A 24,441-nucleotide genomic window follows, 5' to 3' on the forward strand; every position below is an offset into this window, starting at 1 on the left:
CTGTTAGTTTACGCCAGATCGAAAAAGTTCAAGAGCTCGAGCGGATTATTTATCACGGCGTCAGCGCCCCAGGCCGAGACATCGCCCAGCGCACCCAGGTAGCCGTAGGTGGCGGCGACCGTGGGCATGCCGGCGGCACGTCCCGCGACGATGTCACGCTCATCGTCGCCGACATAGAGACAGGCCTCGGGCGGCAGGCCCAGGCGGCGCGCCGCCTCGAGCAAGGGCTCCGGATGCGGCTTGGCATGCGGCGTGGTGTCGCCGCCGATCACGGTGGCAGCAGCATCGAACAGCGGCAGCGCCGCGGTCAGCGGCAAGGCAAAGCGCTCGGACTTGTTGGTCACCACGCCCCAGCGCTTGCCGCAGGCCTGCAGCGCGCCGATCAGCTCGGCGATGCCGTCAAAGGCGCGGGTACGCTCGGTCAGGCAGGCCTCGTAGTTGGCGAAGAACTCCTGGCGCAGCGCCTCGAACTCGGGGTGATCCGGGCCGTAGCCGAAGGCGATACCGATCATGCCGCGCGCGCCAGCGCCAGCCATCGGCCGGTATTGCTCGTAGGGCAAGGAGGGCAAGCCACGCTTGAGGCGCAACAAGTCGGCCGCATGGCCGAGGTCGGGTGCGCTGTCGACCAAGGTGCCGTCGAGGTCGAACAGCACCGCCTGCAGATGGGTGAAGCGACTCATGCGGGCTTGCGGGTGGCGAACATGAAGTTGACGCTGGTGTCGCCGCTGAGCCAGTAGCGCTTGGTCAAGGGGTTGTACTCCATGCCGCGCGTGCCCTGCAGGTCGAGTCCGGCGGCACGGCAGTAGGAGGCGAGCTCGCTGGGCTTGATGAACTTGGCGAACTCGTGCGTGCCGCGCGGCAACAGCTTGAGCACATACTCGGCGCCGACAATCGCGAACAGGAAGGACTTCGGGTTGCGGTTGAGGGTCGAGAAGAAGACCCAGCCGCCCGGCTTGACCAGCTCGGCGCAGGCCTTGACGACCGAAGCCGGGTCGGGCACATGCTCGAGCATTTCCATGCAGGTCACGACATCGAAGCTGGCCGGGCGCTCGGCCGCCAGCGCCTCGACCGCGACCTCGCGGTAGCTGATATTGCTCAGCCCCGATTCGAGCGCGTGCAACTGCGCGACCTTGAGCGACTTGGTGGCCAGGTCTATGCCCAGCACCTCGGCACCCTGGCGTGCCATGGCCTCGGCCAATATGCCGCCGCCGCAGCCGACGTCGAGTACCTGCTGGCCGGCAGCCAGCGGCGCCTGCTTGGCGATCCAGTCCAGACGCAGCGGGTTGATCTGGTGCAGGGGTCGGAATTCGCTCTCGGGATCCCACCAGTGGTGTGCCAGCTCCGAGAACTTGGCCAGCTCGGCCGGGTCCACGTTCATGTTCTTGTCCATGGCTGAATTATGCGTCGGGGCAGAAAAAAACCGCGCCGAGGCGCGGTCTTTTCGAATCCCGGATTAAGGAGATTACTTGGTGCCGACGACTTCGATTTCGACGCGGCGGTTCTTGGCGCGGCCAGCCGAGCTCTTGTTGTCAGCGACCGGCTGCTTCTCGCCCTTGCCTTCGGTGTAGACGCGGTTCTTTTCGATGCCCTTGGACACCAGGTAAGCCTTGACGGCTTCCGAACGCTTGACCGACAGCTTCTGGTTGTAGGCGTCGGAGCCAACCGAGTCGGTGTGACCGACAGCGATGATGACTTCGAGGTTGATGCCCTTGACCTTGGAGACCAGGTCGTCGAGCTTGGCCTTGCCTTCGGGCTTCAGGACAGCCTTGTCGAAGTCGAAGAAAGCGTCAGCAGCAAAGGTGACCTTGGAGGCAGCAACCGGAGCCGGTGCGGCCTTGGGAGCCGGGGCAGCGACAGGTGCCGGTGCGGGAGCCGGTGCCGGAGCAGCAGCGGGCTTCGGCACGATGGCGCCGTCGCAACCCTGAGCAGCAGTAGCCGGGGTCCAGTTGGCGTCGCGCCAGCACAGTTCGTTGGTGCCGTTCTTCCACACCAGGTCGCCGGTGCCGTTCTTCCAGTTGTCGACGGTTTGTGCGCCGGCGGCGGTTGCCAGTGCGGCGGTAGCGAACAACATGGCCACTTTGTTGAGCTTGATCATGGTTTCCTCGGTTTTGTTGGCGCAGATGCCTGCGAATTGGGTTGCACGCCCCGACAGTTCCTACCGGCAGCGGGTATTTATCATTGTGCCACAAGCTTAGTCCCCACCAAGCCGGATCGAGACCGGCCCGGAGAGCGCCGCCCACTAGCTGCCGATTGTGTTGCGATACCGCAACAAGGCGCCTGAAAACCGGTTCGACATATTCCTTGAACGCGGGCTGGCGCGGCGACTTAAAATAAGAGGTTATCTTCTACCAGACGACCTTCCGGTCCCGTCGCGCCAATGATCTCTTTCGCCAAGGAAACCCTGCCCATCAGCCTCGAGGAGGAAATGCGGCGCAGCTACCTCGACTACGCGATGAGCGTGATCGTCGGGCGTGCGCTGCCTGATGCGCGTGATGGCCTCAAGCCCGTGCACCGACGCGTGCTGTACGCGATGCACGAGCTCAACAACGACTGGAACCGCCCTTACAAGAAGTCGGCCCGCATCGTCGGTGACGTGATCGGTAAGTACCACCCGCACGGCGACTCGGCGGTCTACGACACCATCGTGCGCATGGCGCAGGACTTCAGCCTGCGTCACATGCTGGTCGACGGCCAGGGCAACTTCGGTTCGGTCGACGGCGACAGCGCCGCGGCCATGCGTTACACCGAAATCCGCCTGTCCAAGGTCGCCCACGAGATGCTGGCCGACATCGACAAGGAAACGGTCGACTTCGGCCCCAACTACGACGGCTCCGAGACCGAGCCGCTGGTGCTGCCGACCCGACTGCCGAATCTGCTGGTCAACGGCTCGGCCGGCATCGCGGTCGGCATGGCGACCAACATCCCGCCGCACAACCTCAATGAAGTGGTCGACGCCTGCCTGCATCTGCTGGGCGCGCCGCAGGCCACGATCGACGAGCTGATGGAGATCATTCCGGCGCCGGACTTCCCGACCGCCGGCATCATCTACGGCATCAACGGCGTCAAGGACGGCTACCGCACCGGTCGCGGCCGGGTCGTGATGCGCGCCAAATGTCATTTTGAGGATATCGACCGTGGTCAGCGCCAGGCGATCGTGGTCGACGAGATCCCGTACCAGGTCAACAAGAAGACCCTGCTCGAGCGCATCGCCGAGCTGGTGCACGAGAAGAAGATCGAGGGCATCAGCCATATCCAGGACGAGTCCGACAAGGACGGCATGCGGGTGGTGATCGAGCTCAAGCGCGGCGAGGTGCCCGAGGTCATCCTGAACAACCTGTACAAGCAGACCCAGCTGCAGGACACCTTCGGCATCAACATGGTGGCGCTGATCGATGGTCAGCCCAAGCTGTGCAACCTGAAGGACCTGATCGAAGTCTTCCTGCAGCACCGGCGCGAGGTCGTGACGCGCCGCACCGTGTTCGAGCTGCGCAAGGCGCGCGACCGCGGCCATGTGCTCGAAGGCTTGGCGGTGGCGCTGGCCAACATTGACGAGTTCATCCGCATCATCCGCGAGTCGCCGACGCCGCCGCTGGCCAAGGCCGAGCTGATGACGCACAGCTGGGACAGCGCGCTGGTGCGCCAGATGCTGACCCGGGCCAAGGCCGACGGCAGCGTGGTCAATTCCGACGACTACCGCCCCGAGGGCCTGGAGCGCGAGTTCGGCATGCAAGCCGAGGGCCTGTACCGCCTGTCCGAGACGCAGGCGCAGGAAATCCTGCAGATGCGGCTGCAGCGCCTGACCGGCCTGGAGCAGGACAAGATCGTCGCCGAGTACAAGCAGGTCATGGCCGAGATCGACGACCTGCTCGACATCCTGGCCAAGCCCGAGCGGGTCTCGACCATCATCGGCGACGAGCTGCGCGTGATCAAGACCGAGTTCGGCCAGACCAAGGCCGGCGCACGCCGCAGCGAGATCGAGCACAGCGCGCAGGACCTCAGCACCGAGGACCTGATCACACCGACCGACATGGTGGTGACGCTGTCGCACAGCGGCTACATCAAGAGCCAGCCTTTGAGCGAATACCGGGCCCAGAAGCGTGGCGGCCGCGGCAAGCAGGCCACCGCGACCAAGGAAGACGACTGGGTCGACCAGCTCTTCATCGCCAACACCCATGACTGGCTGCTGTGCTTTTCCAACCGCGGCCGCCTGTACTGGCTCAAGGTCTGGGAAGTGCCGGCGGGTTCGCGCGGTTCGCGCGGCCGCCCGATCGTCAACATGTTCCCGCTGCAGGAAGGCGAGAAGATCAACGTCGTGCTGGCGCTGACCGGCGAGTACCGCAGCTTCCCGACCGACCACTATGTGTTCATGTCAACAAGCATGGGCACCGTGAAGAAGACTGCATTAAACGAGTTCGCCAACCCGCGCAAGGCAGGCATCATCGCCGTGGGCTTAGATGAAGACGATTTTCTGATTGGCGCAGCGCTGACTGATGGCAAGCACGATGTAATGTTGTTCAGCGACGGCGGGAAGGCGGTGCGTTTCGACGAGAACGATGTGCGCCCGATGGGCCGCAACGCGCGCGGCGTTAAGGGCATGACGCTGGAAGAGGGGCAGAGCCTTATCGCCATGCTAGTCTCCAAACAACACCCCACTGAAGTTGATGCCAGAAGAGCTAAAGATGAAGCAGATGTGCTTCAACAGAAATACAAAGAGCTTGAGGACAGCGAGCCGTCGGAATCTGAAAAGCTAAAAGAACTGTTTATTGAGCTTGAACAGGCGCGGGCCAAAGCAAAAAATGCCGAAGCAGTTGCGGCGGACGCCGTGGCAGCACTACCCAAGGACGGCCTCTCCAGCGTGCTGACCGCGACCCAGAACGGTTACGGCAAGCGGACTCCGATCGCCGAACACACCCGCCACGGTCGCGGCACCAAGGGCATGATCGCGATCCAGCAATCCGAGCGTAACGGCAAGGTGGTGGCGGCGACGCTGGTGCATGCCAACGACGAGATCATGCTGATCACCGACACCGGCGTGCTGGTGCGCACCCGGGTCAGCGAGATCCGCGAACTGGGACGCGCGACCCAGGGCGTGACGCTGATCGCGCTCGACCAGGGCGCCCAGCTGTCGGGTCTGCAGCGCATCGTCGAGAACGATGCCAGCGCCGATGTGGCTGACATGGCCGACGTGGCGGATTCCGAGGTCGCCGATGCGGCTGACGCGGACGATGCCACCCCCGCTGGCGAAACCAGCGCCGACTAACAGCATCCGCACCGAAAGCCCTTACATGAAGCGACCCTACAACTTCTCCGCCGGCCCGGCCACCATGCCCGAGGCCGTGCTGCAACAAGCCGCCGCCGAGATGCTGGACTGGCATGGCAGCGGCATGGGCGTGATGGAAATGAGCCATCGCGGCAAGGAATTCATCTCGATCTACGAGCAGACCGAGGCCGATCTGCGCGAGCTGCTGGCGGTGCCGGCCAACTTCCGCATCCTGTTCATGCAGGGCGGCGCGCTGGCCGAGAACGCGATCATCCCGCTGAACCTGGCGCGCGGCGGCGCGGCCGACTTTGTCGTGACTGGCAGCTGGGGTCAGAAGTCGTACCAGGAAGCCGGCAAGTTCTGCAATGCGCGACTGGCGGCATCGACCCAAGGCAACGGCTTCACCACCCTGCCCGACCCGGCCAGCTGGCAGCTCGGCGCCGACAGCGCCTATGTGCATATCTGCAGCAACGAGACCATCCACGGCGTCGAGTTCCACCAGCTGCCCGACCTCAAGGCGCTGGGCTGCGACGCGCCGCTGGTGGTCGACTTCTCGTCCAACGTGGCCTCGCGCCCGGTCGACTGGAGCCGGGTCGGCCTGGCCTTCGGCGGCGCGCAGAAGAACCTGGGGCCGGCCGGCCTGACGCTGGTGATCGTGCGCGATGACCTGCTCGGCCACGCTGTGCCGCAATGCCCGAGCGCCTTCGACTACAAGCTGGTCGCCGAAGCCGGTTCGATGTACAACACGCCGCCGACCTATGCCATCTACATGGCGGGCCTGGTGTTCCAGTGGCTCAAAGCCCAGGGCGGCGTGGCAGCGATCGAGGCGGCCAACATCGCCAAGGCGCAAAGCTTCTACGACTACCTCGACGGCTCGCAGCTGTACGAGAACCGCGTCGCCAAGGATTGCCGCTCGCGCATGAACATCCCGTTCTTCCTGCGCGACGAGAGCCGCAACGACGCCTTCCTGGCTGGCGCCAAGGCGGCCGGGCTGCTGCAGCTCAAGGGCCACAAGTCGGTCGGCGGCATGCGCGCCAGCCTCTACAACGCGATGCCGATCGAAGGCGTGCAGGCGCTGGTCGCCTACATGCAGGAATTCGAGCGCACCCAGGCCTGAGAAAGCCCAAGCTCCATGACCGACAACACCCACCAACCGGCCGGCCCGGTGCAGAGCGCTGCCCTGGGCGAGCTGCGCATCCAGATCGACGCGCTCGACCACCAGCTGCTGCAGTTGCTGAACCAGCGCGCACGCGTGGCCGAACAGGTCGGCGCCATCAAGCGCGCCGAGGGCTCGCCCTTCTTCCGCCCGGACCGGGTGGCGCAGGTGATCGCCAAGATCGAGGCCGCCAACCCGGGGCCGCTGCTCAACGCCCATGTGGCAGCGATCTGGCGCGAGATCATGTCGGCCTGCCTGGCGCTGGAGTCGCCGCAGCGCGTCGCCGTGCTGGGCCCGCAAGGCACCTTCACCGAGGAAGCCGCGATCGAGTTCTTTGGCAGCGCCGCCAACCTGATCTACTGCGACAACTTCGACGAGGTGTTCCACGCCACCGAGTCGGGCACCGCGCAGTACGGCGTGGTCGCGATCGAGAACTCGACCGAGGGCGCGGTGGCACGCACGCTCGACCTGTTCCTGCGCTCGCCGGTGCATGTGATCGGCCAGGTCAGCCTGCAGGTGCGGCACAACCTGCTGCGCCAGCAGAACTCGCTCGACGGCATCGAGGTCGTGATGGCGCACCCGCAGGCGCTGGCGCAATGCCAGAACTGGCTGTCCAAGCATCTGCCGCATGCCGAGCGGCGCGCGGTCTCGAGCAATGCCGAGGGCGCACGCCTGGCCGCGACGAACCCGAAATGGGCAGCCCTGGCCAGCGAACGTGCTGCCAGCCAGTTCGGCCTGCACATCGTCGCGCATGCGATCCAGGACGAGGCCTTCAACCGGACCCGCTTTGCGGTGATCTGCCTGCCCCAGACCATGGCGATGCCGCCGGTCACCGGCAAGGACAGCACCAGCCTGGTGGTCTCGGTGCCGAACAAGCCCGGCGCGGTGCATGACCTGCTGGTGCCGCTCAAGAAGAACGGCGTTTCGCTGACCCGCTTCGAGTCGCGCCCGGCCAAGTCGGGCCAGTGGGAGTATTACTTCTACATGGACATCGCGGGTCATCCGGCGCAACCGGCGGTCGCCGCCGCGCTGAATGAGCTCAAGGACCTGTGCGCCTTCTACCAGGTGCTCGGTGCCTACCCGACTGCCGACTGATCCGGCGCTGCAGCGCCTGCCATTCCCGAAGACTCCTGAAGATTCCACTATGTTCGAGCAACTCGGTCTGATCGGCTGCGGCCTCATGGGCGGCTCCTTTGCGCTCGCGCTCAAGGAGGCCGGCCTGGTGCGCCAGGTGGTCGGCTACAGCAAGTCGGCCCGCACGCGCGAGCGCGCGCTCGAGCTCGGCGTGATCGACCTCGAAGCCGCTACGCTGGAGCAGGCGGTCGCAGGCTCGGACCTGGTGCTGCTGGCGGTGCCGGTGGCAGCGACCGAATCCAGCCTGGCCGCGATAGCGCCGGTATTGGCGCCACGCGCGCTGCTGATGGACGTCGGCTCGACCAAGGGCGATGTGGTCGCCGCGGCGCGCCGCACCCTGGGCGAACGGCTGAGCCGCTTCGTGCCGGCACACCCGATCGCCGGCAAGGAATCGGCCGGGGTCGAGCATGCCGAGGCCAGCCTCTACCGCGAGCGCCAGCTGATCCTGACCCCGCTGCCCGAGACCCACGCGCCGCTGGTCGAGCTCGCTGCCGAGCTCTGGACCCTGCTGGGCAGCCAGGTGCTCGAGATGAGCCCCGAACGGCATGATGCCGCCTACGCCAGCGTCAGCCATCTGCCGCATCTGCTGGCCTTTGCCGCGATGAACGCGATCCTGGCGCAACCGCAGGCCGACGAATGGCTGGCGCTGGCCGGCCCGGGCTTTCGTGACTTCAGCCGCATCGCGGCCAGCGACCCGAGCGTCTGGCGCGACATCCTGCTGGCCAACCGCGAGCAGGTGCTGCTGCAGTCGCGCCAGTTCCGCGCCGCGCTCGACGCGCTCGAAGCCGCCATGCTGGCGCCAGACGCCGACGCGCTGCAGTCGCTGATCGCGCAGGCAAGCCAGGCGCGCACCGGCTGGCAGCTCGGCGGCCTGACCTACAACCCCTCTGAAGCCGTAGCGGCCTGACCCCTCCATGTACTCGACCCATTTCCTCGACCTGCCGCCGCTGCGCGCGGCCGGCGGCAGCGTCACCCTGCCCGGCTCCAAGAGCATCTCGAACCGCGTGCTGCTGCTGGCGGCGCTCAGCGCGGGCGAGACCACCCTGCACGACCTGCTCGACTCCGACGACACCCGCGTGATGCTGGCCGCACTCGAGACGCTGGGCTGCGGCATCGAGCGCCTGGGCGGCCACAGCGTCAAGGTGCGCGGCCTGGCCGGCGCGCTGCCAGTCAAGTCGGCCGACCTGTTCCTGGGCAACGCCGGCACCGCGATGCGCCCGCTGACGGCCGCGCTGGCGCTGCTGGCAGCGCAACAGGGCGGAGCCTTCGAGCTGCGCGGCATTGCGCGCATGCACGAGCGCCCGATCGGCGACCTGGTCGATGGCTTGCGCCAGCTCGGCTGCCCGGTCGACTACCTCGGCAATGACGGCTACCCGCCGCTGCGCCTGGGTCATGGCGAGCCGGCCGCGCTGCAACTCGATGCCCCGATCCAGGTGCGCGGCAACGTATCGAGCCAGTTCCTGACCGCGCTGCTGCTGGCGCTGCCCTTGGTCGCGACGCAGGACATCGTGATCGAGGTGGTCGGCGAGCTGATTTCCAAGCCCTATATCGAGATCACGCTCAAGCTGCTGGAGCGCTTCGGCGTCACCGTGCGGCGCGAAGGCTGGCAGCGCTTCATCATCCCGGCTGGCAGCCGCTATAGCTCGCCGGGCAGCCTGCATGTCGAGGGCGATGCGTCATCGGCGAGCTATTTCGTCGCACTCGGCGCGATCGCGCCGTCCGAGCAGGGCATCACGATCCAGGGCGTGGGACTCGACTCGATCCAGGGCGACATCCGCTTCGTCGAGGCCGCGCAGGCGATGGGCGCTGTCGTGACCGGCTCGGCCAACAGCCTGCAGATACAGCGCGGCGCCTGGCCGCTGAAAGCGATCGATCTCGACTGCAACCATATTCCAGATGCCGCGATGACGCTGGCCGTGATGGCGCTCTACGCCGACGGCACCACCACGCTGCGCAACATCGAGAGCTGGCGCGTCAAGGAAACCGACCGCATCGCCGCCATGGCCTGCGAACTGCGCAAGCTCGGCGCCAGCGTCGAGGAAGGCCAGGACTACATCCGCGTCACGCCACCGGCGGCCGACGGCTGGCAGCCGGCCTCGATCCACACCTACGACGACCACCGGGTCGCGATGTGCTTCTCGCTCGCGGCCTTCAACCCGGCCAAGCTACCGGTGCGGATCGAGGACCCGAAATGCGTCGCCAAGACCTTCCCGGACTATTTCGAGGCCCTTTTCAGCGTCGTGCAGGCTGATGCCACCGACATCCCGGTGATCTGCGTCGACGGTCCGACCGCTTCGGGCAAGGGCACGCTGGCCAGCCAGCTGGCCGAGCGCCTGGGCTACGCGCTGCTCGACTCGGGCGCGCTCTATCGCGTGACTGCCTTTGCGGCGCTGCAGGCCGGGCTGACACTCGAAGCCGGCGACGAGGCGGCGATCGCCGAGCTCGCGCGCGCACTGCCGGTCAGCTTCGATGGCGATCGCGTGCTGCTGTCGGGCCAGGATGTGACCGATGCGATCCGCAGTGAAACCGGCGGCATGAACGCGTCGAAAGTCTCGGCATTGCCGGGCGTGCGCGCGGCGCTGGTCGAGCTGCAGCACAGCTTTCGACGCCTGCCCGGACTGGTCGCCGACGGTCGCGACATGGGTACGGTGATCTTCCCCGAGGCGCCGCTCAAGGTGTTTCTGAGCGCCAGCGCCGAACAGCGCGCCATTCGGCGCCATAAGCAGTTGATTTCCAAGGGAGTCAGTGCTAGACTAGAAGACCTGTTAGCCGACTTGGTCGAGCGTGACTTGCGCGACACCACGCGCAAGAGCGCTCCACTGGAGCCGGCCCAGGACGCCTTGACGCTGGACAACTCCGGGCTGGGCATCGAGGAATCGGTGCAGCTCGTGTTGTCCTGGTGGCAAGGTCGGCGCCCGTTCGCGAGCGCCTGAAATTGAGCGCTCCGCCCGGGGCGCTCGTGTATTTGGCCCATTCGGGCCAGGCCCCGAAGGCCCCGCCGGACAAGATCCGCAGGCCCCAGGGATCTCAACCTGCAACCCGCGACGCCGGCTCTGGCGACGCGTATTGGCATCTGCCGCGCGCCTGTTCCCCATTCAGCTGGGCGCCCGGTTTAGGAAAAACATGTCTGAATCTTTTGCCGCCCTGTTTGAAGAATCCCTGCAACGTGCCAACATGCGCGCGGGCGAGGTCATCACTGCCGAAGTCGTTCGCATCGAGCACAACCATGTGGTCGTCAACGCCGGTCTGAAGTCCGAAGCGTATGTGCCGATCGCAGAATTCAAGAACGACCAGGGCGAACTCGAAGTCCAGGTCGGCGACTTCGTCTCGGTCGCGATCGACTCGGTCGAAAACGGCTACGGCGACACCCTGCTGAGCCGCGACAAGGCCAAGCGCCTGGCTTCGTGGATGGCCCTGGAAAAGGCCCTGGAATCCGGCGAATTCGTCACCGGCACCACCGGCGCCAAGGTCAAGGGCGGCCTCAAGGTCATGGTCAACGGCATCAGCGCCTTCCTGCCGGGCTCGCTGGTCGACAGCCGTCCGACCAAGGACCTGACCCCGTACGAGAACAAGACCCTGGAATTCAAGGTCATCAAGCTCGACCGCAAGCGCAACAACGTCGTGCTGAGCCGCCGTGCCGTGGTCGAAGCCTCGATGGGCGAAGAGCGCGCCAAGCTGATGGAAACCCTGCGCGAAGGCGCGATCGTTTCCGGCGTGGTCAAGAACATCACCGAATACGGTGCCTTCGTTGACCTCGGCGGCATCGACGGCCTGCTGCACATCACCGACATGGCATGGCGCCGCGTGCGTCACCCGTCGGAAGTCGTGACCGCTGGCCAGGAAATCACCGCCAAGGTCCTGAAGTTCGACACCGAGAAGCAACGCGTCTCGCTGGGTCTGAAGCAGATGGGCGACGATCCGTGGCTGGGCGTTTCGCGCCGCTACCCGTCGAGCACCCGCATGTTCGGCAAGGTCACCAACATCGCCGACTACGGCGCCTTCGTCGAGCTGGAACCCGGCATCGAAGGTCTGGTGCACGTGTCCGAAATGGACTGGACCAACAAGAACATCGCTCCGAACAAGATCGTGTCGCTGGGCGACGAGGTCGAAGTCATGGTGCTCGAGATCGACGAAGACAAGCGTCGCATCTCGCTGGGCATGAAGCAGTGCAAGGCCAACCCGTGGCAGGAATTCGCGCAGAACACCAAGCGCGGCGACCGCGTCAAGGGCCCGATCAAGTCGATCACTGACTTCGGCGTCTTCGTCGGCCTGGCTGCCGGCATCGACGGTCTGGTTCACCTGTCTGACCTGTCGTGGAACGAAACCGGCGAAGCCGCTGTCCGCAACTACAAGAAGGGCCAGGAAGTTGAAGCTCTGGTGCTGGGCGTGGACGTCGACCGCGAGCGCATCAGCCTGGGCATCAAGCAGCTCGACAGCGACCCGTTCACCACCTTCGTGTCGATCAACGACAAGGGCCAGACCGTCACCGGCAAGGTCAAGACCGTTGACGCCCGTGGCGCCGAGATCGACCTGGGCGAAGAGATCGTGGGCTACCTGCGCGCTTCGGAAATCTCGCGCGACCGCGTCGAAGATGCCCGCAACGTGCTGAAGGAAGGCGACGAAGTGACCGCTGTTGTGGTCAACATCGACCGCAAGACCCGCAACATCCAGCTGTCGATCAAGGCCAAGGACATGGCCGAGCAACAGGAAGCCATGGCTACCCTGAGCCAGACCGCTGGCAACGCCGGCACCACCAGCCTGGGCGCCCTGCTGCGCGCCAAGCTGGACAGCAACAACGGTTAATCCCTAACCGTTAGCGCCAGGGCCCGGCGCGCTTATCGCGCCGGGCCTTTTTCTTTGCTCTCCAGATTCACAGACCCATGACTCGCAGCGACCTTGTAGAAGCCCTGGCGGCACGCTTTGCCCAACTCGGACAGCGTGATGCCGAACTCGCGGTCAAGGCCATTCTCGAAGCCATGGTCGACGCGCTGATGCAGGGCCAGAGGATAGAGATCAGGGGTTTCGGCAGTTTCTCGGTCAACCACCGCCCTGCCCGCATGGGCCGCAACCCGCGCTCGGGCGAGAGCGTGGCCATTCCCGACAAGCGCGTTCCGCATTTCAAACCCGGCAAGGCCTTGCGCGAGCAAGTCGACGCCGCACCGCGCAGCGGTGCCTCCGGCTGAAGTCCGCGCCGCTACAATCCCCGCATCACCGGGGGAATGTGCGTGAAATACCTTCTGTGGCTGCTCAAGGCAGCCATTTTCTTTGCTCTGTTCGCCTTCGCACTCAACAACCAGGACCCGGTCCTGCTCAGGCTGTTCGGCGCCCAATGGGAGGCGCCACTGGTCCTGCTGTTGCTGGCCGCTCTGGTCGTCGGCGTCTTCCTCGGCATGGCCGTGATGCTGCCGCTGTGGCTGCGCGCGCGCCGGGCGGCCAAGGCGCTGTCGAACAGCCCGGCTGGCGTCACGGCCAGCCCCACCCCTTCCGAGACTACCCATGGCATTTGACTTCAGCTGGCTGCTCTGGGGCCTGCCGATCGCCTTCGTGCTGGGCTGGCTGGCCTCGCGCTACGACCTGCGCCAATGGCGCGCCGAGCGCCAGCAGAACCCGAAAGCCTATTTCCGCGGGCTTGATCTGCTGCTGAGCGAGCAGCAGGACCAGGCGATCGACGCCTTCATCGAGGCGGTGCAGAACGACCCCGAGACCTCGGAGCTGCATTTCGCGCTCGGCAACCTGTTCCGCCGCCGCGGCGACTACGAGCGCGCGGTGCGCGTGCACGAGCACCTGCTGCAGCGTGGCGACCTGGGGCAAAAGGACCTGCAGCGGGCCCAGCATGCGCTGGCGCAGGACTTCCTGAAAGCCGGCCTGCTCGACCGCGCCGAGGCGGCGCTGCGCAAGCTCGAGGACAGCCCCTACGCCACCGAGGCGCTGCTGGCCCTGCTGTCGATCTACGAGCGCTCGCGCGACTGGGAGCATGCCGCCGAGACCGCGGTCCGGCTCGAAACGATAGGCTGCGGCTCGTTCGAGCTCAGGCAGGCGCATTACCGCTGCGAACAGGCCGATCTGCTGCGCAAGCAGGGCAGCACGGTCGAGGCACTGGCGATGCTGGAGGCGCTGGTGCAGCGCTCGCCCAAATCGGCGCGGGCCTGGATCTCGCTGGCCGACCTGCGCCAGTCGCTCGGCGATACCCAGGGCGCCCTGCAGGCACTGCATCAGCTCGCGGCCCAGGTACCGCAGCATCTGCCACTGGTCGCGCACAGCCTGGCGCAATGGTCCAAGCTCGGCCCGCAGGGCCAGGATACCGAACAGCTGCTGCGCGACTGGCGCGAGCAGCATTCGCCCTCGCTCGACGTGACGCAGGCACTGGCGCTGCTGCAGCCCGATGGCGCGCAGGCGCGCGCGCTCTACATCGAGCATCTGCAACGCGAACCGTCGCTGGTCGCGGCCGCCTTCTGGCTGGCGGGCGAACATTTCGGCCAGCCCGAGGAGGAAAAGCGCGTCAAGCAGGCGCTTGAGCGTGCCTGCGAGCCGCTCAAGCGCTACCGCTGCGCCGCCTGCGGCTTCGAGGCGCGCCAGTATTTCTGGCAATGCCCGGGCTGCCAGAGCTGGGACAGCTACCCGCCGATCCGGGTCGAAGAACTCTAAATCCTGTAATTTGTCGCCATGAATCTCGAAAAAGTCGTCTTCGGTTTCTTCATCGTCCTGGCCGCCACGCTGAACTTCGGCTTCTTCATCGGCGAGATCGACAACCCCGCGCATCACCATATCTACGAGCTGTTCGCCGCCGTGGTGGTCAACCTGATCGCGACCATATTGAAGCTCGGCGACCGCACGCAGATCGGCGCAGTTCATCTGTCGACCAGCCTGGTGGCCGACCTGCAGCTGATCGCGGCAGCGATGGTCTGGGGCTATGCGGCCCATGTCGCGCAGACCGGCATGACGCCCGAGGTCACAACCAGCATCGTCTCGCTGTCGGGTGGCGCGCTGTTTGCCAACGTGATCTCGGTCGTGATCCTGATCGCCGAGACCATCATGCAGCGCCGCTGAAGGCCGGCGCATGAAAGCCGGCCAGGAAATCAGCACCATCTTCCTGCTGCTGCGGCGCGTGCGCGGCACGCTGATCGCGCTGGTGCTGATCTACGCGCTCTCGGTGCTGGGGCTGACGCTGGTGCCAGGTCCGCCGGACGCCAATGGTGCGGTCACGCACATGAGCTTCTTCCACGCCTTCTATTTCGTCAGCTACACGGCCACGACGATCGGTTTTGGCGAGATACCGAACGCCTTCTCGGAGCAGCAGCGGCTCTGGACCCTGGTCTGCATCTACCTGTCGGTCATCGGCTGGGCGGTCTTCATCGGCAAGCTGCTGCAGATTTCCGCCGACGCCAACCTGCAGCGCGCGATCCGCACCAGCCGCTTCGCGCGCGCGGTGCGCAAGCTGCGCGAACCGTTCTACATCGTCTGCGGCTACGGCGAGACCGGACGGCTGATCTGCCACGCACTGGACCAGCTGGGATACCGCGTCGTCGTGCTCGAGCTCAATGGCGAGCATCTGGCCGAGCTGGAGCTGCAGAACCATATCGCCGACATGCCGGCCCTGGTCGCGGATGCGGCCAATCCGACCCTGCTCAAGCTGGCCGGACTGCAGCACCGGCAATGCCGCGGCATCGTGGCGCTGACCGATGACGATGACGCCAACCGCAGCATCGCCCTGTCGACCCGCCTGCTGGCGCCGGAGCTGCCGGTGCTGGCGCGCGCCAGCGGTCGGGCGGCGGCGGCCGACATGGCGTCCTTCGGCACCCACCATGTGATCGACCCTTACCTCAAGTTCGGTCATTACCTGGGGTTGGCGATGCATGCGCCGGCGGCCTACCAGCTGCTGCTGTGGCTGACCGGCCTGCCCGGCACCACGGTGGAACGCCACCGCAGCCCGCCGCACGGACACTGGATCCTGCTCGGCTTCGGCAGCTTCAGCCAGGGGCTGGCCGCCACCATCGCCAGCGAGGGCATGCCGGTCACGGTGATCGACCTGCAGCCGCCGACCGCGTCCAGCGCCCAGGTCAGCTGGGTCCAGGGCGATGGCACCGGCGCCGAGGCGCTATTGAAGGCCGGTGTCGCCCAGGCCGCCGGCATCGTCGCGGCGACCTCCAGCGACGTCGACAACCTGTCGGCCACCTTCACCGCGCGCGAACTCAATCCCGGCCTGTTCACCATCGTGCGCCAGAACAACATGGGCAACCGGCCCTTGTTCGAGCGCTTCGATGCCGACCTGACCATGGTGCCGAGCGAGGTGATCGCGCACGAATGCCTCGCGATCCTGACGACTCCGATGCTGGCCCCCTTCCTGCGGCTGGCACAGACGGCCGACTGGTGCGAGTCGCTGCTGCAGCGGCTGACGGCCCAGCTCGGCTGGGAGGCGCCCGAGGTCTGGAGCCTGCGGATTTCTGCGCAGCAAGCGCCGGCGCTGCATCACAGGCTCAACCTCGACGACGGCCTGCGTCTGGGCGATCTGCTGAAGGACCATGCCGACCGCAGCCAGGCCTTGCTGTGTGAAGTGCTGCAACTCGACCGCGCAGGTCAACCAAGCCGGCTGCTGCCACCGGCGGACCTGCTGCTGCGGCAAGGCGACCAGCTGCTGCTGGTCGGACGCAGCCGCGCCCGGTCTCGGCTGGACCTGACGCTGAACAATGCCCATGCGCTGGAATATGTGCTGACCGGCCGCGAATCCTCGGGCAGCTGGCTGTGGCAGCGGCTGTCACAGGACAAGAAGACGGGGTGAATCACTGGTCGACATCGCCGATCACGTGGCTGTGCCGCGGCAGAGCCGGCAAGTCACCTCGACCACCTGATCCAGCTTGAAGGGCTTGCCGACGAAGTCATTCATGCCGGCCGCCAGGCAGGCCTGACGATCCTCCTCGGTGACGTTGGCGGTGATCGCAACGATCGGCAGGTCTTGCCAGCGCCCATCGGCGCGAATGGCACGCGTGGCCTGCAGGCCATCCATGTGCGGCATGCTCACATCCATGAAGACCAGATCAAAGGCGTGAGGCTGCTCGTGCAGGGCCGCCAGCGCCTGGAGCCCATCCTGCGCCACCTGGACCTGCGCGCCTTCCTGGCCCAGTATCCCCTTCATGATCAGGTGATTGACCGGGATGTCATCTGCCACCAGGATGTTGAGGCCCTGCAGCCGCTGGCCGATCCGGGACTGCGCAGCCCCCTCCTCTGCGGTGGTACGGTCCCGGTCGGCTATGGCAGCCGGATCGGCAAGCTCCAGCGGCAAGCGGACCGTGAAGCAGCTGCCTTGGCCCGGCACGCTCTCGACCCGGATATCGCCGCCCATGGCCTCGACCAGACGCTTGGTGATCGAAAGACCCAGGCCCGTACCACCAAAGCGCCGGGTGGTGGTGCTTTCGCCTTGCTGGAAAGGCAGGAACAGCTGGTCGATCTGCTGCGCGGACATGCCGATGCCACTGTCGCTCACGGCCAGCTCAAGGCACTCGCCGAGCGGTTGCTGCGGGGAAACCGGCAGGCGCTGCACACGCAGGACCACCTCGCCATGCTGGCTGAACTTGACGGAGTTGCTCAGAAGATTGAGCAGCACCTGGCGCAGGCGCAGGCCATCGCCCAGCACCCAGTCGGGCAGTCCGGCGGCCGCCTGCACCCGCAGCGGGAGCAGCTTGGCCTCGGCCGCTGGCGCCAGCATGGCCAGGATGTCGCGCAGCAGACTCGGCAGATGCACCGGTTCATGCAGGATCTCGAGCTTGCCGGCCTCGATCTTGGAGTGATCGAGGATGTCGTCGATGATCTGGCGCAGCAGCTGGCCGGAACTGGACGCTGTCTCCAGATGCTGGCGCAACACCTCGTCGAGCGGGCAGCGCAGGGCCAGTTGCAGACTGCCCAGCACGCCATTGATGGGCGTGCGGATCTCGTGGCTCATGACGGCAAGAAACTGGCTCTTGGCGACGCTAGCCTCCTGGGCCTTGACCTTTTCAGCCTCGAGCGCGAAGTTGAGCCTTTGCAAGTGATCGTTGGCCGCCTCACGCTCGCGCAAGGCGTCCTGCAGGTCCAGGGTACGCTGGCGTACCGTTTCCTCGAGGATCCGGGTGTGATCACTGAGCATGTCGGCCATCCGGTTGAAGGCCCTGGCGGTCTCGGCCAGTTCGTCCTCGCCGCGCACCGGCACGCGGACCGAAAAATCGCCGCCAGCCAGGGCCTGGCTGGCATCGCGCAACTTGAGCAGCTGCCCCGTCAGCACCCCGCCCAAGACAAAGGAAAACACGGCCACCAGTGCCATTTCCAGCGCCGACAGCGCGAGATACCAGTGCCTGGCCTGGCCCAGCAGGTCCTGCAGGCGCCCCACATCCATGCCGAACTGTATCTGGCCAAAGCTCTGGCCCGCCACCTCCACCGGCAGCACATGGTCATAGAAGGCGTCACCGCTCAGGTCCAGCTGCGCCTCGTGCCGTACCGGCTGAACGGGAAGCTGGCCCACCTGGGCAATCAGGATGTCGCCGGGCCCCAGCACGCGCATATAGCTGATGTCGCCCGTTGTCATGACATCCTTGACCACAGCGTCCACGGTGGCGACGTCCGATGCGACCATGGCATCGCGCAGGCTGGCCACCAGCAAGCGACTGATGCTGGCCATGCGGCGCTCGACGTTGTCCTCGTTGGAACTCTGCAACTGGTTCATGCCGTTCCACACTAGGACGGCAAGCAGCACGGCCTCGATCAGTGCGATGCCGACGATGGTCTTGGTGCGGAACTTCACTGCCTGACCGCAGTGGAACCCACTGGCTGCTTGAGCCTGAGAGCGCGGATGGAATCCCATTCGCTGTCGGTCGCCGTCACCAGGCCCTTGAAGTTCAGGGGCTCGAGCAGCGCGCGTCCAGCCTCGTCACCGTCCAGTGCGATGAAGGCCTGGCGCAGGCGCTCGGCCACCTCGGCACTCACGCCTGGGTGTATCGCCAGCGCGTGCGGGGTGTAGGCCGGAGTGCGGGAGAGCACGCGCAGCTGCGACGCAACCTCCGGCTCCATGGCTTCGAGCGTGCGCTGGATGCCGCCACCCGCCTCGAACAGACCGCTGGCCACACCTTTGTAGACGCTGTCATGGGAACTGACGAAGCGGGCCTCGATTGCCAGGTGGTGGCGAGTGAATTCGGCCCGAGGCAGGATGCTGGCAGCAAAGGCCGCAGGCGCCGGGAAAGCCACGCGCTTGCCCTGAAGCTGCTCCAGGCTCTGGACCGGACTGCTCTTGGGTACCACGATGATGCCCACGAGCTTGCGGTCCTTTTCTTTCAGAAAGGCCTGATAGCCGGGCTTGTTGCTGAAGACCGTGTAATGGTAGGGATTCATGTAGGCGAGGTCGAACTCGCCCTTCATGACGCGGTCCTCGAACGCCGGAATGTCCGAAGCGGTACGAAACGTCAGTTGCACGCGAGCCCGTCGTCCCACTTCCTGCAGCAGCGGAATCCAGGCGCGGGCGAGTTCGCTGGCCGCCTGCTGCGGCACGATGCCCACGCTCAAGACGGGTGGCGCGGACTGTGCACGGGCGACGGAACCCCACAGCAACGACCAGACAATCAGCAGCCACGAGCAGCGCCAGCGAAAAGCGAAAACCCGTGAACGCCACATGGGGGAGGATGCAAGACACTGACTCATTCGGATGCGAATTCCAAGGGGTTGGGACCCGAAAAATAAAAAGCGCCCGGAGGCGCTTTTTACGTGGGGTACGATCAAGCTGCCGAAGCAGTTGATCAAGCGCCCAGCTTTTCCTTGATGCGTGCCGACTTGCCGCTGCGCTGGCGCAGGTAGTACAGCTTGGCGCGACGGACGTCACCGCGGCGCTTGACTTCGATCTTGGCGATCAGCGGGCTGTAGAGCGGGAAAGTACGCTCGACGCCTTCGCCGTTCGAGATCTTGCGCACGATGAAGCCGGAGTTCAGGCCACGGTTGCGGCGAGCGATCACGACGCCTTCGTAAGCCTGCACGCGCTTGCGGGTGCCTTCGATCACGTTGACGCTGACGATCACGGTGTCGCCGGGAGCGAAAACGGGGATTTCTTTGTTCAGGCGAGCAATTTCTTCTTGCTCGAGGATCTGGATCAGGTTCATGATTTACCTCGGTTTTCGTTCATATACGGCTACGCTAGGGGCCTCGACGACAAACAACAGGTCAAGGCGGCCGCCAGAGGACCGAAAAGCCTTGGATTATAGCCTATCGCCTGGTTTTGTCGAGCGGATGGGCACGCAACCACTGCTCGTCCGCCTTGCTGAGGGCGCCGCGGGCACGCGCGGCATCGAGCACGTCGGGCCGCCACTGGGCGGTCTGGCGCAGGCTTTGCTGGCGGCGCCAGGCCTCGATCTGGCCATGGTGGCCCGACAGCAGCACGGGCGGCACCGGCTCCGCACCGTGCGGGCCCTGCCAGACTTCGGGCCGGGTGTAATGCGGGCAGTCGAGCAGGCCGTCGAGCGCCGGGTTGAAGCTGTCTTGCTGGTGGCTGCCGGCGTCGTTCAATACCCCGGGCTGCAGTCGCGCGACCGAATCGAGCAGCGCCATGGCGGGAATCTCGCCACCCGAGAGGACGAAGTCGCCCAGGCTGAGCTGGACATCGACACAGGCGTCGATGAAGCGCTGATCCAGGCCTTCGTAGCGACCGCAGATCAGGATCGCCCCCTGCTCGCCGCAAAAGCGCTCGACCACCGGGTGCGCCAGCCGCTGGCCCAGCGGCGAGAACAGCACGGTCGGGGCGGAATCGGCTTGCGCGGACTCGGCCGCCCGCTCGGCACGGATCGCCTGCCAGCAGCGGTACAGCGGATCGGGCTGCATCACCATGCCGGGACCGCCACCAAAGGGGCGGTCGTCGACGCGGCGGTAATTGCCCTCGGCGAAGTCGCGCAATTGCCACAGGCGCACGTCGACCTGGCGGCTCTCGAAGGCGCGCCGGTTGATGCCGTGACTCAGGAAAGGAGCGAACAGCTCCGGAAACAGGGTGATGACGTCGAAACGCATGGTAGGCGGGAGCGCCCGCAGCGCTTCAGTAGTCAGGTTGCCAGTCGACCGTGATGCGCTTGCCCGGCAGATCGACCTGGTCGACATAGACCGAGACAAAGGGGATCATGCGCTCTTGCGTCTTGTCGTCCTCGGTGTATTCGAGGCAGAGCACCGAATTCGGGCCGGTCGACAGCAGGTCGCGCACCACACCCAGGTGCACGCCTTCGCGGTTGATGACGTCGAGGCCGAGCAGGTCGACCCAGTAGTATTCGTCGTCGCTCTTGGCCGCGGGGAAGTCGGCACGCGCCACATGGATGCGCGCGCCCTTGAGCGCTTCGGCGGCGTTGCGGTCGGCAATCGCCTCGATCCGCGCCACCAGGCCATCGGCATGGGTCTTGACCTCGTCGACGACGACGGTCACGACACCGGAAAATGCATCGAAGCCACGCGCGAAGCGGGCTTCGGGAGGAATCAGGAACCAGCGCTTGGCAGCCAGCAGCACTTCGGGGTCGGCGCTGTGCGAATGCAGTCGCAGCCAACCCTTGATGCCCCAGGCTTCCTGCACCCGGCCGAGCTCCACCGCGTCAGGCGGCAGAACGGCTGGTTCGAGGCCGGGCAGCTGAGCCATGATTAGGCGGCAGCAGTGGTAGCGGCAGCAGCCTTGGCGGCTTGCTTGACCAGGCGCTCGACGACGTCGGAAGCCTGGGCGCCCACGCCCTGCCAGTAGGTCAGGCGGTCCTGGGCGATGCGCAGCGGCTCTTCGCCACCACGGGCCAGCGGGTTGTAGAAGCCGATGCGCTCGATGAAGCGGCCGTCACGACGGTTTTGCTTGTGAGCGACGACGATGTTGTAGAACGGACGGGCTTTGGAACCGCCGCGGGAGAGTCGGATAACGACCATGGTTTGTCCTTCGGGTGCTGTGGTGACGGGGCGCCATCGCCCTGTCGCAATTTTCCGCAACGCCTGAGACACCGACTGACCACCCGGCCAGCGAAACGTTGCAAAGCCGGTCATTATAGCCGGATCGCCCCGGCGAGCAAAAGGTCGATCAACTGCCGGCCAGAGCGGCCGTCAGCAGCATCACGGCGCTGAGCGTGAGCAGGCCGAGCGCGGTGGAGAGCCCCACCACCGCGGTGGTGAGTTCCTGCTCGACCCGGTAGCGTTGCGCGAACAGGAAGACGTTGGCGCCGGTCGGCAGGGCCGCCGCGAGCACGATCACCTGCCAGGCCAGGCCGCCCAGGCCCAACGCCCAGCCCGAGAGGGCCACCAGCAGCGGCAGGGCCAGGTTCTTGCAAGCGGCCACCGGCAGCGCCGCGCGCCAGTGGCCTGCCAGCGGCGTGAGGGCCAGGCTGATGCCGACCAGCACCAGCGACAGCGGCCCGAAGGCATTGCCGAGCAGTCGCAGCGGCTGGTCGACCAGCGGCGACAAGCTCCAGCCGGTCTGGGCAAACAGCAGGCCGGCGGCAATCGGCAGCGGAATCGGGTGCAGCAGCGAGGCGCGCATGGCCGACCACAAGGTCTTGAGCAGGCGCGGGGCCTGCGCGCTGTCCCGGCTGGCCTGGCGTGCCTGCGCCAGCTCGATCAGCACCGAGGCGGCGGTCAGGATGATCAGAGAATGCACCGAGACCAGGGTCAGCAGCGTCACGAGGCCGGGCTTGCCATAGGCCAGCTCGACCAGGATCAAACCGATCATGACGTTGTTGGAAAAAGTCCCGCCCAGCGCCAGCACCACGCTGCGCGGCGTGAAGCCGCGCCAGCCGATCTGCGCCAGCAGCCAGGCCAGCGCCACCGGAAAATACGCCAGCACGGGCCTGGGGTCGAGCTGCTCGAAGCGCACCGCGCTCATGGTGCGAAACAGCAGCGCCGGGATCAGCAGCATGAAGACCAGGTTGGACAGGCCGCGCACGGCCTCCGGACCGACCCAGCGCATCCGGCCGGCCAGCCAGCCGGCACCGACCAGCAGGCAGACCGGGATCAGCGAGGCCAGGACCGGGTGCTGGGCCAGCTCCACCCCGCTCAGTCCCGCAGCCAGCCGGCGAAGGCGCGCTGCAGCTTGGCGACCTTGGGCGCAGCGACCGCCAGGCAATAGCCCTGGTTCGGGTTGCGCGCGAAGAAATCCTGGTGGTAGTCCTCGGCCGGCCAGTAGTGGGCCAGCGGCTTGACCTCGGTCACGATCGGCTGCGCGAAGGCGGACTCGCGTTCGAGCTCGGCGATGAAGTCGCGCGCCTGCACCTCCTGTTCGGGACTGCTGCAATAGATACCGCTGCGGTACTGGCTGCCGACGTCATGGCCCTGGCGGTTGAGCTGGGTCGGGTCATGGATGGCAAAGAAGATCGCAAGCAGCTGCGACAGCGGGATCACTTCCGGATCGAACTCGAGCTTGACGACCTCGACGCAGCCGGTGTGGCCGCTGCAGACCTGCTCGTAGCTCGGGCGCGCGGGCTGGCCGTTGCAGTAGCCGGACTCGACGTCGAGCACGCCCTTGACGCGCACGAAAACGGCTTCGGTGCACCAGAAGCAGCCGCCCCCGAGCACCAGGGTTTCAGGTGATGACATGACAGGCGTCCTTTCTTGTACGAACTCGATAACCTTTGACTGATGGTACACATTATCAAAATCATGGAGTTACGCCTGGGCTATATTCGTCGCACGACAAAGAGAGGGCCTCGGCCGGGCCAATTGACCCGTTGCCAGCCAGGCCGCCGATACGCCAGCCACTCGCTAAAAAAATCAAGATGACATCGTGGAAACGCTGGGCCTTGCTGGCCTTGTTGACTCTGGCGCTCGCGCTGGGGCTGCTGCGCGCACTCGACAAGCGCCAGCAGCAGCAGGATGCCGCTGGCCGGCTCGCCGCCAGCTCGCAGGCACCGAGCGCCATCACGCTGTCCGGGCAGGATCTGTTCCGCGCCGAAACGGTCGAGCTCCGGCGCAGCCTGCCGTTCACGGGCACGCTGAAGGCGGTGCATTCGGCCACGCTCAAGGCGCGCGTCGCGGGCGAGCTGCGCGGCCTGTCGGTGCGCGAGGGCGACCGCGTGCGCGCCGGCCAGCTGCTGGCGCAGGTGGACGCCACCGAGGCCCGGGCAAGGCTGGCGCAGGCCGAACAGCAGGCCCTTGCGAACCGGGCCCAGCTCGCGATTGCCCAGCGCCAGCAGGACAACAACCAGGCGCTGGTCAGGCAGGGCTTCATCTCGTCGACGGCGGCGCAGACGTCCGAGCTCAATCTCGAGACCGCGCGCGCCAACCTGCAGGCGGCGCAGGCCCAGCTCGACATCGCGCGCAAGGCGCTGGCCGACACCGAACTGCGCGCGCCGATCTCGGGCCAGGTCGCGGCCAGGCTGGTCCAGGACGGCGAGCGGGTGCCGGTCGATGCGCGCGTGCTCGAGATCGTCGACAGCCGCGCGCTGGAGATCGAGGCCGCCCTGCCCCCGGCCGATGCGCTGCAGCTGCGGGTCGGCCAGCCGGCCGACTGGTCGGTCGAAGGCATGAGCCAGCCGTCTCGGGCCCGGGTCGCGCGCATCAATCCCGCCGTGCAGACCGGCAGCCGCAGCTTGCTGGCCTATCTGACGGTGCCGGCGCAGGAAGGCCTGCGCCAGGGACTGTTCGTGCAGGGCCAGATCGAGACCGGGCAGCTGCGGGCCATCGCCGTGCCGCTGTCGGCGCTGCGCAGCGACCAGCCCCAGCCTTATCTGCAGCTGCTGCAGGACGGCCAGGTGGTGCACCGCCAGGTGGTGCCGGGCCAGCAGGGCAAGGTCGGCGGCGAGACCCTGGTCGCGATCGACGGCCTGGCGCCCGGCACGCTGGTGCTGCGCGCGAGCGCCGGCACGCTGGCCGCCGGCACCCCGGCCCGTGCCGTCCTGTCGGCGGCACAGCCCGACGCGGCGGCGGCGACACGCTGAGCGAG

Annotated in this window: 23 protein-coding genes; 12 read left to right on the forward strand and 11 right to left on the reverse strand. The window is 66.3% G+C overall.

Annotated features, from left to right (window positions below; all coding sequences use genetic code 11):
- Positions 1-8: 8 nt before the first annotated feature.
- The 3 genes from gph to ompA form a co-directional block, all read right to left on the reverse strand.
- A complete protein-coding gene (gph, locus tag C6P61_RS06800; RefSeq protein ID WP_105729167.1) occupies positions 9-680 on the reverse strand; it encodes a phosphoglycolate phosphatase in 672 nt (223 codons plus the stop codon).
- Positions 677-1,390 carry a bifunctional 2-polyprenyl-6-hydroxyphenol methylase/3-demethylubiquinol 3-O-methyltransferase UbiG gene (ubiG, locus tag C6P61_RS06805; protein ID WP_105729168.1) on the reverse strand — a complete coding sequence of 238 codons (714 nt, stop codon included), beginning with the start codon at positions 1,388-1,390 and terminating at the stop codon, positions 677-679. Before ubiG ends, gph begins: the two co-directional genes overlap by 4 nt.
- Positions 1,391-1,462: 72 nt before the next feature.
- Entirely contained in the window at positions 1,463-2,095 is a 633-nt protein-coding gene (ompA, locus tag C6P61_RS06810) for an outer membrane protein OmpA (RefSeq protein WP_105729169.1), read from the reverse strand.
- A gap of 282 nt (positions 2,096-2,377) precedes the next feature.
- On the opposite strand from ompA, the gene gyrA reads away from it, so the two are divergent.
- The 11 genes from gyrA to C6P61_RS06865 all read left to right on the forward strand — a co-directional run bounded on the left by gyrA (position 2,378) and on the right by C6P61_RS06865 (position 16,326).
- A complete protein-coding gene (gyrA, locus tag C6P61_RS06815; protein ID WP_211296938.1) occupies positions 2,378-5,260 on the forward strand; it encodes a DNA gyrase subunit A in 2,883 nt (960 codons plus the stop codon).
- Positions 5,261-5,285: 25 nt separating this feature from the next.
- Positions 5,286-6,377, forward strand: coding sequence for a 3-phosphoserine/phosphohydroxythreonine transaminase (gene serC / locus C6P61_RS06820; RefSeq protein ID WP_105729170.1), 1,092 nt, complete (start codon positions 5,286-5,288; stop codon positions 6,375-6,377).
- A gap of 15 nt (positions 6,378-6,392) precedes the next feature.
- Positions 6,393-7,511, forward strand: coding sequence for a prephenate dehydratase (gene pheA / locus C6P61_RS06825; RefSeq protein ID WP_105729171.1), 1,119 nt, complete (start codon positions 6,393-6,395; stop codon positions 7,509-7,511).
- A gap of 49 nt (positions 7,512-7,560) precedes the next feature.
- The gene (locus C6P61_RS06830; RefSeq protein ID WP_105729172.1) at positions 7,561-8,457 is read left to right on the forward strand and encodes a prephenate dehydrogenase; all 897 of its coding nucleotides are present in this window, start codon (positions 7,561-7,563) and stop codon (positions 8,455-8,457) included.
- 7 nt (positions 8,458-8,464) lie between these two features.
- The gene (locus C6P61_RS06835) at positions 8,465-10,483 is read left to right on the forward strand and encodes a bifunctional 3-phosphoshikimate 1-carboxyvinyltransferase/cytidylate kinase (protein ID WP_105729173.1); all 2,019 of its coding nucleotides are present in this window, start codon (positions 8,465-8,467) and stop codon (positions 10,481-10,483) included.
- Between the two features lie 190 nt (positions 10,484-10,673).
- Positions 10,674-12,353, forward strand: coding sequence for a 30S ribosomal protein S1 (gene rpsA, locus C6P61_RS06840; protein WP_105729174.1), 1,680 nt, complete (start codon positions 10,674-10,676; stop codon positions 12,351-12,353).
- A 77-nt stretch (positions 12,354-12,430) separates the two neighbouring features.
- Positions 12,431-12,733, forward strand: a complete 303-nt coding sequence (locus C6P61_RS06845) for an integration host factor subunit beta (protein WP_105729175.1) — start codon at positions 12,431-12,433, stop codon at positions 12,731-12,733.
- 42 nt (positions 12,734-12,775) lie between these two features.
- Positions 12,776-13,057 carry a lipopolysaccharide assembly protein LapA domain-containing protein gene (locus tag C6P61_RS06850; protein ID WP_105729227.1) on the forward strand — a complete coding sequence of 94 codons (282 nt, stop codon included), beginning with the start codon at positions 12,776-12,778 and terminating at the stop codon, positions 13,055-13,057.
- Positions 13,047-14,195 carry a lipopolysaccharide assembly protein LapB gene (gene lapB / locus C6P61_RS06855; protein WP_105729176.1) on the forward strand — a complete coding sequence of 383 codons (1,149 nt, stop codon included), beginning with the start codon at positions 13,047-13,049 and terminating at the stop codon, positions 14,193-14,195. The genes C6P61_RS06850 and lapB overlap by 11 nt, the downstream gene beginning before the upstream one ends.
- Positions 14,196-14,213: 18 nt before the next feature.
- A complete protein-coding gene (locus C6P61_RS06860) occupies positions 14,214-14,597 on the forward strand; it encodes a DUF6394 family protein (RefSeq protein WP_105729177.1) in 384 nt (127 codons plus the stop codon).
- 10 nt (positions 14,598-14,607) lie between these two features.
- Positions 14,608-16,326 carry a potassium channel family protein gene (locus C6P61_RS06865; protein ID WP_105729178.1) on the forward strand — a complete coding sequence of 573 codons (1,719 nt, stop codon included), beginning with the start codon at positions 14,608-14,610 and terminating at the stop codon, positions 16,324-16,326.
- A 21-nt stretch (positions 16,327-16,347) separates the two neighbouring features.
- Here the strand turns inward: C6P61_RS06865 and C6P61_RS06870 are convergent, their stop codons facing one another.
- The 8 genes from C6P61_RS06870 to msrA form a co-directional block, all read right to left on the reverse strand.
- Positions 16,348-18,318, reverse strand: a complete 1,971-nt coding sequence (locus C6P61_RS06870) for an ATP-binding protein (RefSeq protein ID WP_170067333.1) — start codon at positions 18,316-18,318, stop codon at positions 16,348-16,350.
- Positions 18,315-19,067 carry a phosphate/phosphite/phosphonate ABC transporter substrate-binding protein gene (locus C6P61_RS06875; RefSeq protein WP_244908810.1) on the reverse strand — a complete coding sequence of 251 codons (753 nt, stop codon included), beginning with the start codon at positions 19,065-19,067 and terminating at the stop codon, positions 18,315-18,317. Before C6P61_RS06875 ends, C6P61_RS06870 begins: the two co-directional genes overlap by 4 nt.
- A gap of 236 nt (positions 19,068-19,303) precedes the next feature.
- Positions 19,304-19,660 (reverse strand): 50S ribosomal protein L19, encoded by a 357-nt coding sequence (gene rplS, locus C6P61_RS06880; protein ID WP_105729181.1) that lies wholly within the window; start codon positions 19,658-19,660, stop codon positions 19,304-19,306.
- 103 nt (positions 19,661-19,763) lie between these two features.
- Positions 19,764-20,558, reverse strand: a complete 795-nt coding sequence (gene trmD, locus C6P61_RS06885; protein ID WP_105729182.1) for a tRNA (guanosine(37)-N1)-methyltransferase TrmD — start codon at positions 20,556-20,558, stop codon at positions 19,764-19,766.
- A gap of 25 nt (positions 20,559-20,583) precedes the next feature.
- Positions 20,584-21,168: a ribosome maturation factor RimM gene (rimM, locus tag C6P61_RS06890; RefSeq protein WP_105729183.1), complete on the reverse strand. Its 585-nt coding sequence runs from the start codon at positions 21,166-21,168 to the stop codon at positions 20,584-20,586.
- Positions 21,169-21,170: 2 nt separating this feature from the next.
- Positions 21,171-21,440, reverse strand: a complete 270-nt coding sequence (gene rpsP, locus C6P61_RS06895) for a 30S ribosomal protein S16 (RefSeq protein WP_105729184.1) — start codon at positions 21,438-21,440, stop codon at positions 21,171-21,173.
- Positions 21,441-21,588: 148 nt separating this feature from the next.
- The gene (locus C6P61_RS06900) at positions 21,589-22,551 is read right to left on the reverse strand and encodes an AEC family transporter (RefSeq protein WP_105729185.1); all 963 of its coding nucleotides are present in this window, start codon (positions 22,549-22,551) and stop codon (positions 21,589-21,591) included.
- 5 nt (positions 22,552-22,556) lie between these two features.
- The gene (msrA, locus tag C6P61_RS06905) at positions 22,557-23,096 is read right to left on the reverse strand and encodes a peptide-methionine (S)-S-oxide reductase MsrA (RefSeq protein ID WP_105729186.1); all 540 of its coding nucleotides are present in this window, start codon (positions 23,094-23,096) and stop codon (positions 22,557-22,559) included.
- Positions 23,097-23,275: 179 nt separating this feature from the next.
- Between msrA and C6P61_RS06910 the strand changes: the two genes are divergently transcribed.
- On the forward strand, positions 23,276-24,436 hold the full coding sequence (locus C6P61_RS06910) for an efflux RND transporter periplasmic adaptor subunit (RefSeq protein ID WP_105729187.1): 1,161 nt from the start codon (positions 23,276-23,278) through the stop codon (positions 24,434-24,436).
- The last annotated feature ends 5 nt before the right edge of the window (positions 24,437-24,441 follow it).

The sequence above is a fragment of the Malikia spinosa genome (genome assembly GCF_002980625.1).
In the GTDB taxonomy this organism is placed as follows: domain Bacteria; phylum Pseudomonadota; class Gammaproteobacteria; order Burkholderiales; family Burkholderiaceae_C; genus Malikia; species Malikia spinosa.

Coding starts and splice junctions, on each gene's coding strand:
- gph (WP_105729167.1), bottom strand. CDS start 680: ATGAGTCGCTTCACCCATCTGCAGGCGGTGCTGTTCGACCTCGACGGC.
- ubiG (WP_105729168.1), bottom strand. CDS start 1,390: ATGGACAAGAACATGAACGTGGACCCGGCCGAGCTGGCCAAGTTCTCG.
- ompA (WP_105729169.1), bottom strand. CDS start 2,095: ATGATCAAGCTCAACAAAGTGGCCATGTTGTTCGCTACCGCCGCACTG.
- gyrA (WP_211296938.1), top strand. CDS start 2,378: ATGATCTCTTTCGCCAAGGAAACCCTGCCCATCAGCCTCGAGGAGGAA.
- serC (WP_105729170.1), top strand. CDS start 5,286: ATGAAGCGACCCTACAACTTCTCCGCCGGCCCGGCCACCATGCCCGAG.
- pheA (WP_105729171.1), top strand. CDS start 6,393: ATGACCGACAACACCCACCAACCGGCCGGCCCGGTGCAGAGCGCTGCC.
- C6P61_RS06830 (WP_105729172.1), top strand. CDS start 7,561: ATGTTCGAGCAACTCGGTCTGATCGGCTGCGGCCTCATGGGCGGCTCC.
- C6P61_RS06835 (WP_105729173.1), top strand. CDS start 8,465: ATGTACTCGACCCATTTCCTCGACCTGCCGCCGCTGCGCGCGGCCGGC.
- rpsA (WP_105729174.1), top strand. CDS start 10,674: ATGTCTGAATCTTTTGCCGCCCTGTTTGAAGAATCCCTGCAACGTGCC.
- C6P61_RS06845 (WP_105729175.1), top strand. CDS start 12,431: ATGACTCGCAGCGACCTTGTAGAAGCCCTGGCGGCACGCTTTGCCCAA.
- lapB (WP_105729176.1), top strand. CDS start 13,047: ATGGCATTTGACTTCAGCTGGCTGCTCTGGGGCCTGCCGATCGCCTTC.
- C6P61_RS06860 (WP_105729177.1), top strand. CDS start 14,214: ATGAATCTCGAAAAAGTCGTCTTCGGTTTCTTCATCGTCCTGGCCGCC.
- C6P61_RS06865 (WP_105729178.1), top strand. CDS start 14,608: ATGAAAGCCGGCCAGGAAATCAGCACCATCTTCCTGCTGCTGCGGCGC.
- rplS (WP_105729181.1), bottom strand. CDS start 19,660: ATGAACCTGATCCAGATCCTCGAGCAAGAAGAAATTGCTCGCCTGAAC.
- trmD (WP_105729182.1), bottom strand. CDS start 20,558: ATGCGTTTCGACGTCATCACCCTGTTTCCGGAGCTGTTCGCTCCTTTC.
- rimM (WP_105729183.1), bottom strand. CDS start 21,168: ATGGCTCAGCTGCCCGGCCTCGAACCAGCCGTTCTGCCGCCTGACGCG.
- rpsP (WP_105729184.1), bottom strand. CDS start 21,440: ATGGTCGTTATCCGACTCTCCCGCGGCGGTTCCAAAGCCCGTCCGTTC.
- msrA (WP_105729186.1), bottom strand. CDS start 23,096: ATGTCATCACCTGAAACCCTGGTGCTCGGGGGCGGCTGCTTCTGGTGC.
- C6P61_RS06910 (WP_105729187.1), top strand. CDS start 23,276: ATGACATCGTGGAAACGCTGGGCCTTGCTGGCCTTGTTGACTCTGGCG.